Origin of the sequence: Pantoea sp. UBA5923 (genome assembly GCF_002431095.1) — a bacterium.
In the GTDB taxonomy this organism is placed as follows: Bacteria; Pseudomonadota; Gammaproteobacteria; order Enterobacterales; family Enterobacteriaceae; genus Pantoea; species Pantoea piersonii.
Map to the genome: position 1 here is coordinate 60,696 of NZ_DJDN01000036.1, position 17,988 is coordinate 78,683.

The 17,988-nt window shown below is 55.5% G+C and carries 17 protein-coding genes and 1 pseudogene; 5 read left to right on the forward strand and 13 right to left on the reverse strand.

Annotated features, from left to right (window positions below):
* Both B3797_RS09345 and araD read right to left on the reverse strand, forming a co-directional pair.
* Positions 1-264, reverse strand: a 264-nt coding sequence (locus B3797_RS09345) for a 2-keto-3-deoxygluconate permease (RefSeq protein ID WP_311790947.1), incomplete at its 3' end; no start/stop codon positions are given.
* A gap of 381 nt (positions 265-645) precedes the next feature.
* Entirely contained in the window at positions 646-1,347 is a 702-nt protein-coding gene (gene araD, locus B3797_RS09350; protein WP_120454092.1) for an L-ribulose-5-phosphate 4-epimerase, read from the reverse strand.
* A gap of 354 nt (positions 1,348-1,701) precedes the next feature.
* Here araD and osmB point away from each other — a divergent pair, with 354 nt between their 5' ends.
* On the forward strand, positions 1,702-1,917 hold the full coding sequence (gene osmB / locus B3797_RS09355) for an osmotically-inducible lipoprotein OsmB (RefSeq protein ID WP_033746828.1): 216 nt from the start codon (positions 1,702-1,704) through the stop codon (positions 1,915-1,917).
* A gap of 82 nt (positions 1,918-1,999) precedes the next feature.
* Here the strand turns inward: osmB and yciH are convergent, their stop codons facing one another.
* The 5 genes from yciH to pgpB form a co-directional block, all read right to left on the reverse strand.
* A complete protein-coding gene (gene yciH, locus B3797_RS09360; RefSeq protein WP_311790948.1) occupies positions 2,000-2,323 on the reverse strand; it encodes a stress response translation initiation inhibitor YciH in 324 nt (107 codons plus the stop codon).
* A complete protein-coding gene (gene pyrF, locus B3797_RS09365; RefSeq protein ID WP_311784437.1) occupies positions 2,320-3,042 on the reverse strand; it encodes an orotidine-5'-phosphate decarboxylase in 723 nt (240 codons plus the stop codon). Before pyrF ends, yciH begins: the two co-directional genes overlap by 4 nt.
* 199 nt (positions 3,043-3,241) lie before the next feature.
* Positions 3,242-4,411: a lipopolysaccharide assembly protein LapB gene (lapB, locus tag B3797_RS09370; RefSeq protein ID WP_311784438.1), complete on the reverse strand. Its 1,170-nt coding sequence runs from the start codon at positions 4,409-4,411 to the stop codon at positions 3,242-3,244.
* A gap of 6 nt (positions 4,412-4,417) precedes the next feature.
* A complete protein-coding gene (locus tag B3797_RS09375; RefSeq protein WP_311784439.1) occupies positions 4,418-4,726 on the reverse strand; it encodes a LapA family protein in 309 nt (102 codons plus the stop codon).
* A 128-nt stretch (positions 4,727-4,854) separates the two neighbouring features.
* Positions 4,855-5,619 (reverse strand): phosphatidylglycerophosphatase B, encoded by a 765-nt coding sequence (gene pgpB, locus B3797_RS09380; RefSeq protein WP_311784440.1) that lies wholly within the window; start codon positions 5,617-5,619, stop codon positions 4,855-4,857.
* A 229-nt stretch (positions 5,620-5,848) separates the two neighbouring features.
* Between pgpB and ribA the strand changes: the two genes are divergently transcribed.
* A complete protein-coding gene (gene ribA / locus B3797_RS09385) occupies positions 5,849-6,445 on the forward strand; it encodes a GTP cyclohydrolase II (protein WP_311784441.1) in 597 nt (198 codons plus the stop codon).
* A 193-nt stretch (positions 6,446-6,638) separates the two neighbouring features.
* On the opposite strand, the gene acnA is transcribed toward ribA, so the two are convergent.
* The 4 genes from acnA to topA all read right to left on the reverse strand — a co-directional run bounded on the left by acnA (position 6,639) and on the right by topA (position 14,367).
* Positions 6,639-9,320 (reverse strand): aconitate hydratase AcnA, encoded by a 2,682-nt coding sequence (gene acnA / locus B3797_RS09390; RefSeq protein WP_311790949.1) that lies wholly within the window; start codon positions 9,318-9,320, stop codon positions 6,639-6,641.
* A 623-nt stretch (positions 9,321-9,943) separates the two neighbouring features.
* Positions 9,944-10,102: a YmiA family putative membrane protein gene (locus B3797_RS09395; RefSeq protein WP_120454073.1), complete on the reverse strand. Its 159-nt coding sequence runs from the start codon at positions 10,100-10,102 to the stop codon at positions 9,944-9,946.
* Between the two features lie 495 nt (positions 10,103-10,597).
* Positions 10,598-11,572, reverse strand: coding sequence for an HTH-type transcriptional regulator CysB (cysB, locus tag B3797_RS09400; RefSeq protein WP_033746805.1), 975 nt, complete (start codon positions 11,570-11,572; stop codon positions 10,598-10,600).
* 197 nt (positions 11,573-11,769) lie between these two features.
* Positions 11,770-14,367, reverse strand: a complete 2,598-nt coding sequence (gene topA, locus B3797_RS09405) for a type I DNA topoisomerase (RefSeq protein ID WP_311784443.1) — start codon at positions 14,365-14,367, stop codon at positions 11,770-11,772.
* A 371-nt stretch (positions 14,368-14,738) separates the two neighbouring features.
* On the opposite strand from topA, the gene B3797_RS09410 reads away from it, so the two are divergent.
* Positions 14,739-14,987: a YciN family protein gene (locus B3797_RS09410; protein WP_120454067.1), complete on the forward strand. Its 249-nt coding sequence runs from the start codon at positions 14,739-14,741 to the stop codon at positions 14,985-14,987.
* Between the two features lie 49 nt (positions 14,988-15,036).
* On the opposite strand, the gene sohB is transcribed toward B3797_RS09410, so the two are convergent.
* Entirely contained in the window at positions 15,037-16,086 is a 1,050-nt protein-coding gene (sohB, locus tag B3797_RS09415) for a protease SohB (protein WP_311790950.1), read from the reverse strand.
* A gap of 173 nt (positions 16,087-16,259) precedes the next feature.
* Here sohB and B3797_RS09420 point away from each other — a divergent pair, with 173 nt between their 5' ends.
* Together B3797_RS09420 and cobO are read left to right on the forward strand one after the other, a co-directional pair.
* Positions 16,260-17,021: a YciK family oxidoreductase gene (locus B3797_RS09420; protein ID WP_311790951.1), complete on the forward strand. Its 762-nt coding sequence runs from the start codon at positions 16,260-16,262 to the stop codon at positions 17,019-17,021.
* Positions 17,021-17,611 (forward strand): cob(I)yrinic acid a,c-diamide adenosyltransferase, encoded by a 591-nt coding sequence (gene cobO / locus B3797_RS09425; protein WP_311784446.1) that lies wholly within the window; start codon positions 17,021-17,023, stop codon positions 17,609-17,611. The genes B3797_RS09420 and cobO overlap by 1 nt, the downstream gene beginning before the upstream one ends.
* A gap of 31 nt (positions 17,612-17,642) precedes the next feature.
* On the opposite strand, the pseudogene B3797_RS09430 reads toward cobO, so the two are convergent.
* Positions 17,643-17,988: pseudogene (locus B3797_RS09430) on the reverse strand (23S rRNA pseudouridylate synthase); the annotation flags it as partial.

Genomic DNA, 17,988 nt, shown 5'->3' on the forward strand with positions numbered 1-17,988 from the left:
CACGATCCAGGCCACCGCGATCTTGGTAATGACCAGCGTGCCGGATTTGCGCAGTACGGTGCCGGTGGCGCTGATCCTGATTGAGGCACCCATACAGAAGAACCAGATGGCGAGGATCGGCACCGTACCGGTCATCAGGCCATTGGTGAATGAGCCAAGATATTTCCCGGCGCCAGGAGAAAGGGTATGACAAAGCGCGCCGAGAAAGAGCGGGATAAGCATCATGCCGCCAGGGATTTTATCGATAGCACGTTTGATATGCATCAGGGATCACCTTTGCTGTCCAGAGGGAGGTGCGTTTTTATGCCCGAAGGCGTGACAGCAAAGTACGTGGGGCGACGGGAGAAAACAGTGATCCCATCCTTAAAATGAAACGCTGTTTTATTTTTAGTGAATAGTATGTTTCATTTTTTTGATCAACGTCGCCATACCAGCCGCTTCAGGCTCAGATAGTGCGCTTGTCATTGGCTTTATGTTTTGGGCAGCGCAGGCAGTAACGTCCGCTCGCGCAAAGGCAAAAGCGGCATCCCTGCCCGCCCGGCCCGTTTGCGTTGTCGGTGCTCAGGTGAGATCTGAGTTCTCTGTGAGAAGCAGAGCGCGGCGGATCAGGCGCTTTGCTCTTTAATGAGGAGAGGATGCTGCAGGTTACCCTTTTTGACCATACCAGGCGTTTTCGCCGTGCTTACGCAGGTAGTGAAGGTCAAGCAGCGTCTGATTGATCGGCGGCAGGTCGGCGCGCAGCTGCTGGCTGAACAGCCCCATATAGGCAACCTCTTCCAGCACCACCGCGCTATGTACCGCCGCGTGCGCGTCGCGTCCCCAGGCGAAAGGCCCGTGTGAATTGACCAGCACCGCCGGAATCGCGCTCGGTGACAAATCGCGCTGGGCGAAAGTCTCGATGATAACGCCGCCGGTATTCCATTCGTAGTCGTTCTGAATCTCCTCATCACGCATGGCGCGTGTACAGGGGATCTCGCCGTAAAAGTCATCGGCATGGGTCGTTCCCCATGCCGGTATCGGCCGACCAGCCTGCGCCCAGATGGTGGCGTGGCGCGAATGGGTATGAACAATACCGCCGATTTCCGGCCATGCCTGGTAGAGCGCGCGGTGAGTGGCGGTATCAGAGGAAGGCCGCTTGTCTCCTTCTACCACCTCGCCGCTGGCGAGATCCACCACCACCATATCGTCGCGCTTCATGCTAGCGTAGCTGACGCCCGAAGGCTTGATCACCAGCAGCCCCTGCTCGCGATCGACCGCGCTGACGTTGCCCCAGGTAAAGGTGACGAGGTTATAACGCGGCAAGTCCAGGTTCGCTTCCAGTACCTGCTGTTTAAGTTGTTCCAGCATTGTTTTCTCCTGCTCAGATTTATCACTGAATTGTGCAGGGGCTGGCTCAGAAAAGGTTATGGAGCGATCGGCTGGAAAAGCGGCGGAAAACGGCTGATAACGCAAAAATGCGGTGCGAATTAGGAATCTTCCATCTTCGGAAAATTTGCATAAGGCTTAGAATTCCCTCATGCAATGGGCGGATCTGTTTGTCGGTTGCATTTATCTGTCCGAGACAACATTGTCCATAGTGAAAAGGCATATCGGCATCTTCAGGGAAGAAGCGATGGCGTAATACGGGCGGATTTAAGAACAGAGGAAAAAACCACCTATACTGAGTGTGTTGCCTCTGTGAGCACAATCAAGGAGAAGTTTATGACAACAACCATGAAACGTATTACCGCAGCTGTTTTGGCTACCACTTTAGTTGTCGCGCTGAGCGGCTGCTCCAACTGGTCAAAACGCGATCGTAACACCGCCATCGGTGCCGGAGCCGGCGCAATTGGTGGCTCGGTGTTAACACACGGCAGCGCGCTCGGCACTCTCGGCGGCGCAGCAGTGGGCGGTGTCATCGGTCATCAGGTCCATTAATGACCAAAAAGCATTTTTAATAAAAAAGGCTACGCAGCGCATCTACAAAACTCTCGGGCTACCGTCGTAGCCCGATTTTGTTTTAACCACCGGCCAGTTTTACCTTCAGGCCCTTCGCTTCCAGTAGTTGCTTAAGCAGATCGCGTTTATCGCCCTGAATTTCAATTACGCCCTCTTTCACTGAGCCGCCGCATCCGCATTTTTTCTTCAGTTCCGCGCCCAGCTTGTTCAGCGCGTCGTCGTCGAGATCGAGTCCGGTAATCAGGCAGACCCCTTTGCCTTTGCGACCGCTGGTTTGACGCTGAATGCGCACAATGCCGTCGCCTTTAGGACGTTCGACTTTTTCTTTCGGCTGCTCGATGCGGCCCGTGTCGGTGGAATAGACCAGGGGATTATCGCGGCTCATGAAGACTCCTTAAGGCTGGTTAAAATGGCGGTCAGCGTAGCGGCCGGATCGGCCGACTGGGTAATGGGACGCCCGATCACCATATAGTCTACCCCTGCCTGTTTCGCCTGTTGCGGCGTCATAATACGGCGCTGATCGCCAGCGTCGCTGCCTGCCGGACGGATACCCGGCGTCACCAGCGTAAAATCCGCGCCGATTGCCGTTTTGAAACGTGCGGCCTCATGCGCTGAACAGACTACGCCGTCGAGGCCACACTCGCGGGTCAGCTTCGCCAGACGCTCGGCCTGTTCGGCAGGCGATAAGGTGATACCAAGGCCGCGCAGATCCTCTGCATCCATGCTGGTTAATACCGTTACTGCGATCAACAACGGCGCGTCACTGCCGAACGGCACCAGCGCTTCGCGCGCGGCATTCATCATGCGCGCCCCGCCGCTGGCGTGCACGTTGACCATCCAGACGCCAAGATCCGCCGCCGCCGCGACCGCATGCGCGGTGGTATTGGGAATATCATGAAATTTGAGGTCGAGAAAGACCTCGAACCCGCGCTGCTGTAGCTCTTTTACCAGCGATGGCCCGAACAGGGTAAACATCTCTTTACCGACTTTTAGTCGACAGCTCTGGGGATCAATCTGGTCGACGAAACGCAATGCGCTGTTGAGATCGTGATAATCGAGCGCCACAAGAATGGGCGAAGCGGTCACGGCTGATGATAAGGGCATGGCATTTCCTCATAGTTAACGGCAGCGGGCGTACAGGACAAACGGCAAGCATTCTACCCGCGCGTTATGTCAGGGACAACGTTTGCGGTTACCTTCCCGCCTGCGTGGCGATAAGTTGCACGGTGCCGACTGGTTACTCAGTTACCTTTTAGTATGTTGTAACTATTGCAATACCGATAAACGAACGTCCAACGGCCAGTTACTGGCCGTCGAGTCCGCGAATAGGTTTAACGGAGGACCAGGTGCGGCAGGAAGGACAATGCCAGTAGAGCGCATGCGCGGTAAAACCGCACTTCTGGCAGCGGTAGCGCGGCTTGGTGCGGATCTGCTCGCCGACCATATCGCGCAGCACCATCAGGCTCTCTTTAGCGCGTCCGTCTTCCGCCTCATGCAGGTGAAAGTCCATCAGGCGATGGAAAACGCGCATAGTGGGATGACGCTGCAGCTGACGGTTGATATAGAGCTGCGCGGCGTCCGGCCCTTCCTCTCTTTCCAGAATATCAGACATATAGAGTTCAGCCGCCGCGCCCGTATTCTCGTCCACGCAGCGCTGCAAAAATGCTGCCCAGGCAGCGGGCTGGTTAAGCCGCTGATAACAGGTTTCCAGCATCGGCAGAGTTTCGCTCACCAGCTCTTTATCCTGATCCAGCACGCGCTGCAGATGCTCGATAGCTTTGGCATATTCGCCTTTTTCAATCAGGATGCGTCCCATCATGATCGACACGCGTGCGCTCTGGCGATCGGCGGCTTCGCCTTTTTTCAGCAGCCCCATGGCGCGATCGAGATCGTCGCTGCTCATCGCCTGCAACGCCAGTTCGCAGTAGAAGTGGGCTATCTCCCCTTTCTGCTTATCCTTGCCGAGCTTGACCAGCCTTTCGGCCACCTCTATCGCCTGATGCCAGTCGCTGGTCGCCTGATGGATCAACAGCAGCTGTTGCAGCGCGCTAATGCGAAAATCAGTTTCATCGGTCAGCTGCTTGAACATATCTTCGGCGCGATCGTAAAGTCCGGCGGCCATGTAATCGCGGCCCAGCTGCTGGATCGCCAGCAGACGCTGGTCGTAGTTAAGCGAGGCGCTCTCCATCAGCGACTGGTGAATACGTATCGCGCGATCCACCTCGCCCCGCGAGCGGAACAGATTGCCCAGCGTCAGGTGCGCCTCTACCGTCCCGCTGTCCTCTTTCAGCATATCGAGAAAGAGATCGACCGCTTTATCCTGCTGGTTAGACAGCAAAAAGTTAACGCCTGCAACATAATCACGCGACAGGCGACTCGCTTCCTGTTGCTTGTCCTGCTGCGCGCTGCGTCGACCCATATACCAGCCGTAAGCCGCAGCGACGGGCAATAACAGAAACAGCAATTCGTGCATGGAGGGCTATTCCCGACCCGCGACGGCGGTCGATGAGGTCGCAGGCTGATTACTTTTATCCAGCTGCGTCTGCATACGTTTGATTTTGCGTTGCGCATGCGCCAGCGAGACGCGGACGCGCAGCCAGAAGAGACCGCAGATAGCCCAGCCCAGCACAAACCCCGCGCCGAACAGCGAGGCCAGCAGCGTAGAGATACGGAATTCGCCCTGCGCCAGCAGATAGTTAAAGGTGATGACCTGGTCGTTATGCGCGCCTAAGGTGACGGAAATAATAAAAATGACCAATACCACTAAAAAAATCAGCAAATATTTCACAGTGCTTCCTGTTGTGAGGTTATCCAGTAGAAGTATGCCAAAAAAGCGGCAACAATGCTGCTCCCTGCAGCGCCAGGCGAATGGCTTTTACGCAAGCGCAATCAATAATATGGGGATAAAGTACGGAATTACAATCCGTTTTCCCTTTGCGCCACGTCCTTTCGCTCTTCCGGCGGTACGGTAAGCGGGCCGCAAAAGCGCTGCGCCAGCCAGGTGGCAAAGGAGACCAGCAGCCAGGAGAGTGCTACCGCCATCGCCAGATCGCCCGGCCAGTGCATGCCCAACAGCAGTCGGCTGGCCATGACCGCGCCCGCCCAGACGCCGATCGCCGCAATGGTGATATAGCGGCGGCGAGGCCAGAGCAGCCCTACCGCCAGCAGCGCCCAGCTGGCAGCAAACAGCGTATGGCCGGAAGGAAAAGCAAAGCCGGTTTCAAAGGCCCAGTGCCGCTTCAGCCAGCCCGGCAGCAACTGATCGCTGGCGAGCAGCTCATCGACGCGCTGGCTGCGCTCTTTGCGCGTCATGCTGTAAAATTCGCGGTCGTCCAGCCCGTGATTATGCTCAAGCCAGACCACATAGGGACGCGGTTCCTGCACCTGATCTTTGATATAAGATTTGGTGTATTGTCCGGTCAGGATGGTAGCGTTCATGATCAGCAGCAGCAGTAGCGCAGGCTTGAGGCGAAAGCGCAAACACCACAGCACCCACAGGCTGAGCACCAGGCTGGTCAGGGTTCCCCAGGGGCGCGTCACGGTTTCTGTCATCCAGTAGAGTACGCGCAGCAGCGCGTCGCTTTGGCCAGGTTGCCAATGCCAGCCGGTCAGCCAGACCGTTGCCGGAATAATCATCAGCAGCAACATGCCTGCCGTGGTGCGACGCAAAATCTGCAGCATCCCTTCTCCTTCAACTTGGCGCCTTTGCGCCGCTGGTGAATAATTTTATCTTAAAAAATAGTAACATAACTTATTGCGCATTGGATAATTGTGCTTTATCGCTACAATCGCTCTGACAAATTACCAGCCCAACTTCTCGTTGTGGCACAATATTGCCAATTTTTTCAGGCCATACTGGCCTGTGCGCTATTTTAGAGTAGCGCATCCTCTGAAGGTTCTGGAGAGTCACATGCAGCTTAAACGGGTGGCGGAAGCCAAACTGCCCACGCCCTGGGGCGATTTCCTCATGGTAGGTTTTGAAGAAGTGGCAACCGGTCACGATCACGTCGCGCTGGTATTCGGCGACATCAGCGATAACACGCCCGTACTGGCGCGCGTTCATTCGGAATGTTTGACCGGTGATGCGCTGTTCAGTTTACGCTGCGATTGTGGTTTTCAACTGGAAGCGGCGCTGAACGCCATTGCCGAAGAGGGTCGCGGCGTGCTGCTTTATCACCGTCAGGAAGGGCGTAATATCGGCCTGCTGAATAAGATCCGCGCCTACGCGCTGCAGGATAAAGGCTATGACACTGTTGAAGCCAACCATCAGCTCGGCTTTGCAGCAGACGAGCGTGATTTCACGCTGTGCGCCGATATGTTTAAACTGCTGGGGGTAAATGAAGTGCGTTTGCTGACCAATAATCCGCGTAAGGTGGAGATCCTCAGCGAAGCGGGCATTAATATCGTCGAGCGCGTGCCGCTGATTGTCGGCCGTAACCCGAAGAACGCGCACTATCTCGATACCAAAGCGGAAAAGATGGGCCACCTGCTGCCTAAATCTGAATAGACGCACGATTTATCGCCTGCAAACGGCTCAAATGTAGAGACGCGGATGGCAGGGTACGAAGAGCAAAGCGTCCTGCGCCAGGGATGGCGCAGGCCGAGCTGGCAGGGATGCCGTTTTTTGCGTCTTTGCGATCGGACCCTGCCATCCGCGTTAGCGCCTTACTGCTATAAGCCGGGTTTCCCCGGCTTTATCGTTAGTTCAGCATATTACGAATCACATAGTGCAAAATGCCGTCGTTGCGGTAGTAGGTCAGCTCATTACCGGTATCGATACGACAGTGCGTCTCCAGCGTCTCCTGCGTGCCATTCGGGCGCGTCATCGTCACTTTCACCGTACAGCCCGGCTGCAGCTGCGACAGATTTTCAATGTCGAACACCTCTTCGCCGGTAAGCTGCAGGGTTTTACGCGTCACGCCTGGCGCGAATTCCAGCGGCAGAATGCCCATGCCGATCAGGTTGGAACGGTGGATACGCTCGAAAGATTCCGCTATTACCACGCGAACGCCCTGCAAGCGTGGGCCTTTTGCCGCCCAGTCGCGGCTTGAGCCAGAGCCATACTCTTTACCGGCAATTATCGCCAGCGGCGTCCCCTCTTCCTGATACTTCATCGCCGCATCGTAAATCGCCAGCTGTTCGCCACTCGGAATATGACGGGTATAGCCGCCTTCGACGCCCGGCACCATCTCATTGCGAATACGGATATTGGCGAAAGTACCGCGCATCATCACTTCATGGTTGCCGCGCCTTGAACCATAAGAGTTAAAGTCAGCTTTATCGACGCCATGTGACTGAAGATAACGTCCTGCAGGACTGTCCGCTTTAATGCTGCCCGCAGGCGAGATATGGTCGGTAGTCACCGAATCGCCCAGCATCGCCAGCACGCGCGCGCCTTTGATATCCTGAACAGGTTTCGGTTCACGCTCCATATCGTCAAAGAACGGCGACAGACGAATATAGGTCGATCCTTCATCCCATTCATAGGTGGCCGCTTCGCTCACCTTGATCTGCTGCCAGTCCTTCGTGCCGTAGAACACCTCGGCATACTCTTTATGGAACATATCACTGGTCACCTGCTGCACCGCCGTGGCGATCTCTTCCGGTGACGGCCAGATATCCTTCAGGAAAACGTCGTTGCCCTGACGATCCTTGCCCAGCGGTTCAGTCTGCAGATTGACCTTCATATTGCCCGCCAGCGCATAGGCGACCACCAGCGGTGGCGACGCCAGCCAGTTGGTTTTCACCAGCGGATGGATACGCCCTTCAAAGTTACGGTTGCCGGAGAGTACGGCACCGACGGTAATATCGCCCTCTTTAATAGCGGCTTCTATTTCATCGGGCAGCGGCCCAGAGTTGCCGATACAGGTAGTACAGCCGTAACCGACAAGGTTGAAACCGAGCTTATCGAGGTACGGCGTCAGCTGCGCTACCGCCAGATAATCGGAGACAACTTTCGAACCCGGCGCCAGTGAGGCTTTCACCCAGGGCTGACGCTTCAGGCCGCGCTCTACCGCTTTTTTCGCCAGCAGCCCCGCCGCCATCAGCACGCTCGGGTTAGAGGTGTTGGTACAGGAGGTAATGGCGCTAATAACTACTGCGCCATCTTCGATCTGATGGCTCAGGCCGGTTTTGCTGTCGGTATAGGTAACGGATTTATGCGCCGGCTGGCTATGATTTACCTCAAGCTCGTTGCTGGCGTTGAACGCGGCGGGCACATCGCCAAGAGAGACGCGATCCTGCGGACGTTTGGGGCCGGCAATGCTGGATTCAACGCTCTGCATATCGAGCGCCAGCGAGCTGGTGAAGATCGGCTCGTCGCCAGGATTACGCCACAGCCCCTGCGTTTTCGCGTAGGCTTCAACCAGCGCGACCTGTTCGGCATCGCGTCCCGTCAGCGTCAGGTAGCCCAGCGTCACATCGTCAATCGGGAAGAAGCCGCAGGTGGCGCCATATTCGGGTGCCATATTGGCGATAGTAGCGCGGTCCGCCAGCGGCAGATCGGCCAGACCGTCGCCGTAAAACTCTACAAACTTCCCGACCACACCATGCTTACGCAGCATCTGGGTGACGGTCAGCACTAAATCGGTCGCGGTAATGCCCGGACGCAGCTTACCGGTCAGCTTAAAGCCGACAACATCCGGGATCAGCATAGAAACCGGCTGGCCCAGCATCGCCGCCTCGGCTTCAATGCCGCCGACGCCCCAGCCCAGCACGCCCAACGCGTTAATCATCGTGGTATGCGAATCGGTACCGACCAGCGTATCTGGCCAGGCGAACTGCTTGCCGTCTATTTGCTCATGCCAGACAGATTTACCGAGGTATTCCAGGTTAACCTGGTGGCAAATACCGGTTCCCGGCGGCACAACGCGGAATTTGTTGAACGCTTTCTGGCCCCAGCGCAAAAACACATAGCGTTCATGGTTGCGCTCCATCTCCAGCTGCACGTTCTCTTCAAAGGCGCTGTCGTCGCCGAAGCGGTCTACGGTGACGGAGTGGTCGATAACCAGATCGACCGGCGACAGCGGATTCACCTTCGCTACATCACCGCCTAAGCGTTTCACCGCCTCGCGCATTGCCGCCAGATCCACCACCGCCGGGACGCCGGTAAAATCCTGCATCAGCACGCGCGCAGGACGGTAAGCAATTTCACGGTCGGCATGCCCGGTCTGCTGCCAGCCGACCAGCGCACGAATATCTTCTTCCGTTACGGAATCGCCATCCTGCCAGCGCAGGAGATTCTCCAGCAGCACTTTTAATGATTTGGGAAGGCGGTCGATGTTACCAAGATGTTGGGCGGCGCGGGGTAGACTGAAAATATGATACTGCTGCTTGTCGACCTGCAGCGTGTCCTGACTCTGCTCGCGTAGGGTGTCCGACATAGCTCCTCCTTTTCTTATCGTGATCGCGTTAACCTCAGAGAGAACAAGGTTTATGTTAAAGATAGACTACATTTTCCTTAACGTTTTGATTACAACAAAAAATGCTACATTATCACGCGCGCAAACGAAAACGCCCCGCAGGCTGTGCGGGGCGTAAGCGAAAAGAATGAGGGTCAATACTGCTTTCAGGTTATACAGCAATCCATACGGCCGCGGCCCAGAATGCAAATGAGAATGCATAAGCGCTCAGCCAGGACATCTTAATCATATTGATGTTCATACGTCACTCCTCCCGAAAACGGGCGTAAAAAAGTCCTGCTGCCATCATTTATGTGATGACACCCTTTTTATATGCTGAGTGTAAAGAGTGGGCTTTTAATTTGCCCGCCGGAAAACCGGAAAGAAGTATTGCACTGGCGATGCCAGGTAACGCTGACAGCTTATTTGGCTTTCGGGTCCATGAAAGACTCGATGAAGTGACGCTGATTTTCACTCAGTTCCCAGCTATCCGGGATAGTCACTTTGTGTTCCGTCACGCTGCTCTCTTTGCCTTTACAGGCCGGGGCTTTAAGCTGAGGCGCGGATAACGACTGTTTACTGCTGAGTGTGTTCGCCCACATGGTTTAACCCCATATACGCCAGATCATCAATGCCACAACCACCCAGAACAGCGCAGAAGCAGCTATTACGGTTAACCAGGCTTTGCGACGGATATTACCAGAGCGCTCAACCTTGGTGCTTTTTGCCCGGAAGTCGGGTTGTACAGTCAGTCTCGTAGCCATAGTTTCTGATAATCACTCTCAATAAAACGATTGATAACATCGATTAAGATTTAGGATGAATCCTAAACTCATTAAGGCCGAAAATCCAGTTATTTTTATTGAGCACAACGATTAACGCTATTAATCAACGTGGCCATAAAACTTAAGGAATAATGAATCGCGACATATTTCCTTAATTGAATTATTAGATTGCAAATTTGAGTTAAATTGCGATTAGGGCCATTTCAAATTTGAGTTAACTTTAAAGAACCTGATAAAAAGCGCTTTCACATCAGGTCTTAACTGGAGTATGGGAATAATCCTGGCAGCACGCAAAGCGGCAAAGTAAATTTTGTGTACTGTTTCTCATTTAAGTAATGCAAACGGAAAAACATGTGATCGATGTTTCATTTACAAAAAAATAATAAAAATTTTCGACATTAAGGTGGCGCTAACGACTACGGACAAAAAAGGCTGCCCAGGGCAGCCTTTAACAAAATTAAACGATACGCGGATTTACTTAAACGGCAGCTTAATATCTTTGAACATCGCTTCAATATCTTCATTGGAGCGTAACGCTACCGCCGCATCGACCACATCGCGCGTAAGATGAGGCGCGAAGCGCTGAATAAAATCATACATATAGCTACGCAGAAAGGTGCTGCGGCGGAAGCCAATTTTCGTGGTGCTGTTGGTGAAAATTTCTGCCGCTTCGATGCGCACCAGGTCAGGATCGGCAATCGGATCCACGGCCATACTGGCGATAACCCCTACCCCCAGGCCTAAGCGAACATAAGTTTTGATTACGTCTGCGTCGGTAGCGGTGAAGACGATACGCGGCGTAAGGCCTGCCCGATTGAATGCAGTATCCAGTTCTGAACGTCCGGTAAAGCCGAAGGTGTAGGTAACCAGAGGGTATTCCGCCAGCTCCTCGATTGAAACCTGCCCCTTGCCCGCCAGCGGATGATCGGGCGTGACAACAATCGCGCGATTCCAGTGGTAGCATGGCAGCATAATCAGGTCGTCATAAAGATGCAGCGCTTCGGTGGCGATAGCGAAATCCGCATTGCCTTTAGAAACCGCTTCGGCGATTTGCGTCGGCGAGCCCTGATGCATATGCAGTGAGACGCGTGGATAGCGCTCAATAAAGCCTTTGATCACCCCTGGCAGCGCGTAACGCGCCTGCGTATGGGTCGTCGCCACGTAGAGCGAGCCTTTATCCGGCCAGGTATGCTCTCCCGCCACCGACTTTATCGCATCGACCTTAGACAAGACTTCACGGGCGATACGAATGATCTCTTCGCCTGCTGGCGTGACCTGCGTTAAATGTTTGCCGCTGCGCGCAAAGATCTGCACGCCCAGTTCATCCTCCAGCATGCGCACCTGCTTACTGATGCCCGGCTGAGAAGTGTAAAGTCCTTCTGCTGTCGAAGAGACATTCAGGTTGTGGTTAACCACTTCGACGATATAGCGCAACTGCTGCAATTTCATATCTGTTCCATCCCAGTAAGCTACAGAGCGCATCCCCGATTGACGTATTTTCGCCGGATCGGTGAGAAATGAGGCAAAGCACAGGAACATGTCGGAAATGCTATAACCACTATATCATTGTAAAGATGAATGTAGAACGTTTTGATATAAGGCTAAGAAAAAGGCCAGCACGGCTGGCCTTTATGAGGGAAAGGAACTTACTTTTTGGCTTCCTGCCACTTACCGTCGATATAAAACGCCGACCAGCCTGTGGCTTTGCCCTCTTTTTCAGAGGCGACATACTGCTGTTTGGTTTTACGGCTAAAGCGAACCATCGTCTTGTTGCCGTCAGGATCGGTCGCTGGCGCGTCAGCCAGGTAGCGCAGTTTTTCCGGCAGACGATCTTTAAAGCGCTGCAGCTCTTCCACCAAAGGCGCGCGCGTTTCACGCGATTTGGGGAAAGTGTTCGCCGCCAGGAAGACGCCCGCCGCGCCGTCGCGCAGCACGAAGTAAGCGTCTGATTTCTCGCAGGGCAGCTCAGGCAACGGCACCGGATCTTCTTTCGGCGGCGCGACTTCGCCGTTACGCAGAATTTTGCGCGTGTTCTTACAGTCGTCGTTGGTGCACGCCATGTACTTGCCGAAACGGCCCATTTTCAGGTGCATTTCCGAACCGCACTTCTCGCACTCTACCACCGGGCCGTCATAGCCTTTGATCCGGAATTCGCCCTGTTCAATCTCGTATCCGTCGCATTCTGGGTTGTTGCCGCAGACGTGCAGCTTACGCTGCGGATCGATCAGGTAGCTGTCCATCGCCGTACCGCACTTCTGGCAGCGGCGACGCGCGCGCAACGCGTTGGTTTCGGCGTCGTCGCCTTCCAGCACGTTGAGCACTTCGTTTTCCGGGATCAAGTTGATGGTCTGCTTGCAACGCTCCTTCGGCGGCAGCGCGTAGCCGGAACAGCCAAGGAAAACGCCGGTGCTGGCGGTGCGGATACCCATTTTCCGTCCGCAGGTAGGACAGTCGATAGAGGTGAGCACCATCTGGTTCGGCTGCATGCCGCCCTCTTCTGGATCTTTCTCAGCTTTGTCCAGCTGCTGAGTAAAGTCGCTGAAGAAGTTGTCCAGCACGCCTTTCCATTCCGCCTCATTGTTGGCAACCCGATCGAGGCTGTCCTCCATGGTAGCGGTAAAGTCGTAGTTCATCAGATCGCGGAAATTCTCTTCCAGACGATCGGTGACGATTTCGCCCATTTTCTCGGCGTAAAAACGGCGGTTTTCCACCCGCACGTAACCGCGATCCTGAATGGTCGAGATAATGGCGGCGTAGGTAGAAGGACGACCGATGCCGCGCTTTTCCAGTTCGCGCACCAGCGAGGCTTCGCTGAAGCGCGCCGGTGGTTTGGTGAAGTGCTGGCTCGGAACCAGCTGCTGCAGATCCAGCGTCTCGCCCGTTTCCACAGGCGGCAGCGTGCGGTCTTCATCATTTTTACGCAGCGCTGGCATCACGCGCGTCCAGCCGTCGAAGCGCAGCGTGCGCCCTTTCGCCTTCAGCTTAAAGCCGGCAGCGGCAACGGTCAGCGTCGTGGAATCATACTGCGCAGGCACCATCTGGCAGGCGACAAACTGACGCCAGATCAGCTGATAGAGCTTCTGCGCGTCCGCTTCCATATCTTTAAGTTTTTCCGCCACGACGTTAACGTCGGAGGGACGGATCGCTTCGTGCGCTTCCTGGGAATTCTCTTTGCTGGCGTAGGTGTTCGCCGTCTCCGGCAGATACTTTTTACCGAAGTTCTTGTCGATATAGCCGCGCGCCATCGCCAGCGCATCCTGACTCAGGTTGGTCGAGTCGGTACGCATATAGGTAATGTGGCCCGCTTCATAGAGCCGCTGCGCCATCATCATGGTTTTCTTGACGCCAAAGCCGAGTCGCGTACTGGCCGCCTGCTGTAGCGTCGAGGTAATAAAAGGTGCGCCAGGCTTGCTGCTGGTCGGTTTATCTTCGCGGTCCACCACTTCATAGCGCGCATTTTCCAGCAGCGCGACGGCGGCCTGCGTCTGTTCGCCGTTGACCGGACGGAACGGGCTGTCGTTCTGGTGCGTCACGGACATCGCCAGCAAATCGCCTTTCGCCGTATGCAGATCGGCGTTCAGCTCCCAGTATTCTTCCGGCACAAACGCTTTGATTTCACGTTCACGCTCAACCACCAGGCGTACGGCGACAGACTGAACGCGACCGGCAGAGAGGCCACGCGCAATCTTCTTCCACAGCAGCGGCGATACCATATAGCCGACGACGCGGTCCATAAAGCGGCGCGCCTGCTGCGCATTAACGCGATCGATATTAAGTTCGCCCGGCGTTTCAAACGCCTGACGAATCGCATTTTTGGTGATTTCGTTAAAGACTACGCGGCTAAAGCGCTTATCGTCGCCGCCGATCACTTCCCGCAGGTGCCAGGCGATGGCTTCCCCTTCGCGGTCAAGGTCGGTTGCGAGGTAAATGTGGTCAGCATTGGCCGCCAGCGCTTTCAGTTCGGAGACGACTTTTTCCTTGCCGGGCAGGATCTGATAGTCAGCTTTCCAGCCGTGGTACGGGTCAACGCCCATTCGACTGACTAGCGCAGCTTTTTCGTCTTTTTTAACCTTTTTGGTTTTTTTATCGCCGGCCCCGTCAGCACTCTTTTTCGCGGTTGAACCACTGGTCGGCAAATCACGGATATGACCGACGCTGGATTTCACCACGTAGTCACTACCGAGGTATTTATTGATTGTTTTGGCCTTTGCCGGGGACTCAACGATGACGAGTGCTTTACCCATATGTACCTTTACCTAATGAAAACGTCCTGATAAACGGGAGAGGATTTGATGCCCTGAAACCCATTGGGTTCAATATTGTTGCGCCTTTTTTGCTTTTCAAGGCTGCGGGGTCAATCTCGGGCCAGCTGGCATATGCTTATGCAAGGGTATGAATAAGAGCGACTTTTTCATCTGACTCAACCACACATCCCGGTGTGATCTCCCTGAAATCTGAATCGCCCACACTCTACCTGATAAAATTCGTTACGCAACTTAATTAGCACTCAGTCGATTTTTGCGCCAGATTTTCGCGCTTTTTGCTGATTTGCCGCGCAGCGGTTTTGGCAAGTAATATAGAAAGGATTTTGTGCATGTCAAAAAGGCGCTATTCAATGCAGAAGAATACTCAGGCCATTTCACGCCAGGCGCTACTGGAAAAAGCCAATGCGCTCATTCGGGAGCATGACGATTATTTCGCCGGGCTTGAAGCAGACGACGTAATCCAGCAAGGAGACGTTCTGGTTTTCCGCGGCCCCTTTTTCCTTGATGACGAGGGGCTGCCAACAGCGAAGACCACGGCGGTGTTTAACGTGTTTAAATATCTGGCGCTGACGCTTTCGTCACGCTACCACCTGGCATAAAAAACCCGGCGGATGCCGGGTTCGTTTATCGCGAGTGTGCAGACGCTCTTTACAGCAGCGGCTTTTCGCCGCGCTGCCACCACTTCATCAGCAGGCGCTCCGCTACCGAGCCAGCGCTGTGAGTCACGCGGTCGATCATTTTGCGGCGGCGCGCATAGTGCACGCCCAGCACGTTAAAGAGATCCATCTGGCTGATGATCAGCTCGTCACTGGTGCTGATATCGTCAATAAGCTTTAAGTCGAGCGCCTGTCGGCCATACCAGTGCTCGCCTGTCGCCACTTTGTCGATATCCAGCGTTGGGCGCATCTGGTGCACGAACTCTTTGAACAGCACATGCGTTTCGTTGAGATCTTCCTGAAACTTCTCACGGCCTTCGTCGGTGTTTTCACCGAACAGCGTCAGGGTGCGTTTGTACTGCCCTGCGGTGTGCAGTTCGACATCAATGTCGTTACGCTTGAGCAGACGATTGAAGTTAGGGATTTGCGCCACGACGCCGATAGAGCCGAGAATGGCGAAGGGCGCGGCCACGATGCGATCCGCCACGCAGGCCATCATATAGCCGCCGCTGGCGGCCACTTTGTCGACCGCCGCCGTCAGGCGCAGGCCGCGATCGCGCAGGCGCTGCAGCTGCGACGCTGCCAGGCCGTAGCCATGCACTACGCCGCCTGGGCTTTCCAGCCGCAGCAGTACCTCATCGCCCTTTTCCGCTACCGCCAGTACGGCGGAAACCTCTTCGCGCAGCGCCGTCACTTCGCTGGCGTCCATGCTGCCCTTAAAATCGATAACGTAAAGCGTCGGTTTCTGACGCTCAACAACGCCTTGCTTCGCGGCGCGCTTCTCCGCTTTCGCCTTCTGCTTTTCCGCTTTTTTATGCTGCTTCAGCCACACTTTCTGTACCTGCGGCTTCATTTTAGCCAGCTGCAGATCTTCCTTCATTTGCTGATAATCATCGCCCAGATGCGTCAGCCGGAGCTGCCCGGCCGCCTGGCCGCGCTTGCGCAGCGCCGCGTTCACAATAATCGCCACGACGGCGCCGACGGCTACAACAACCGTCACCGCTTTGGCCAGAAATAATCCATAACTGGAGAGTAAATCCATTCTGCCGCCTTATTAAACAGAGAATTAGCACTAATCAGAGAGTTTAACGGGTTTAGCGCCGCGCGTCGCCTGAAATGCCAGCGCCCGGCACAGAAAGCGCCTGTGGATGATTGCACCCTCCGGCGAATTAAGGCATAAAGCCAAAAACCCGTTTAGCGCTCAAGGAAATCGTCGTGCACTATCAACCGAAAAGCGACCTGCTGCAAAACCGCATCATTCTTGTCACCGGCGCCTCAGACGGCATCGGCCGCGAAGCCGCCATTACCTATGCGCGCTACGGCGCGGAAGTCATTCTGCTTGGCCGCAATACAGAGCGTCTGGAGCAGACCCAGCAGGCGATCGGCCAACTGGGTCTGCGTCCGGCGCACTGCGTGGTGTTCGATCTGGCGCAGGCGACCCCGGATGCCTGTCGGCAGCTGGCTGACCAGCTGGCGCAGCAGTTTCCACGCCTCGATGGCGTGCTGCACAACGCCGGCATTCTGGGCGAAATCGTGCCGCTGGCCGAGCTGGATCCGCAAATCTGGCAAGATGTGATGAAAATCAATCTTGATGCCACCTTCTTCCTGACGCAGGCCTTACTGCCGCTGCTGCTGAAATCGAGTGCCGGTTCGCTGGTATTTACCACCTCCAGCGTGGGACGTACCGGTCGCGCGGGCTGGGGCGCCTATGCCGTTTCCAAGTTCGCCACCGAAGGGATGATGCAGGTGCTGGCGGATGAGTATAAAAACCAGTCGCTGCGCGTTAACTGCATCAACCCTGGCGGCACGCGCACCAAAATGCGCGCCTCGGCCTTCCCGCAGGAGGATGCCGGTAAGCTGAAAACGCCAGCCGACCTGATGCCGCTCTACCTTTATGTTATGGGCGACGACAGCCGCCGTAAAACAGGCGTCAGCTTCGACGCGCAGCCCGGCCGCAAACCTGGAGCGGCAGAGTAATGAGTGACGATCGCCACCAGCAGCGCCAGCAGCGGCTGAAAGAGCAGGTTGATGCACGCATCGCCGCGGCAACGGAGACGCGCGGCATCCTGATGGTCTTTACCGGCAATGGTAAAGGCAAAACCACCGCCGCCTTCGGCACCGCGCTGCGCGCCGTCGGGCATGATAAAAAGGTGGGCGTGATCCAGTTTATCAAAGGCGAATGGCCTAACGGCGAACGCAACCTGCTGTCGCAGCACGGGGTGGAATTTCAGGTCATGTCTACCGGCTTTACCTGGGAGACGCAAAACCGCGAGACCGATACGGCCGCCTGCCTTGCGGTCTGGCAGCACGCCAGGCGGATGCTAGCGGACGAGCGTCTGGATCTGGTGCTGCTGGATGAGATCACCTATATGGTGAGCATGGACTACTTACCGCTGGAGGAGCTGGAGCGCGCGCTCCGTGAGCGTCCGGCGCATCAGAGCGTTATCCTGACCGGACGCGGCTGCCATCGCGCGCTGATGGAGATGGCAGACACCGTAACTGAAATGCGGCCGGTTAAGCACGCCTTCGATGCGGGTATTCAGGCGCAGCAAGGCATCGACTGGTAAAAAAAACGCAGCCCGAGAGCTGCGTTTTTTATTAGCCGCGTTTGCTGCCGCCGCCGCTGCTGCGTCGGCCGCTGCCACTGACCTGCGTGTGGCGCTTGACCGCACGACGAATTTGATTCGCCTTGGTGCGACGGCGATCTTTCTCAACCGCCAGCTTGGTGACCGTCTCGTCATCCATGCCAACCAGCGAGCGCAGGTAGTTAACCGCCGCCAGATCCATTTCCATCCAGCCGCCGCGCGGTAAACCTTTTGGCAGATGGATATCGCCATAGCGCACGCGCATCAGGCGGCTGACCTGCACGCCGACCGCTTCCCACAGACGACGCACTTCGCGGTTGCGTCCTTCTGTCAGGGTGACGTTATACCACTGGTTCACC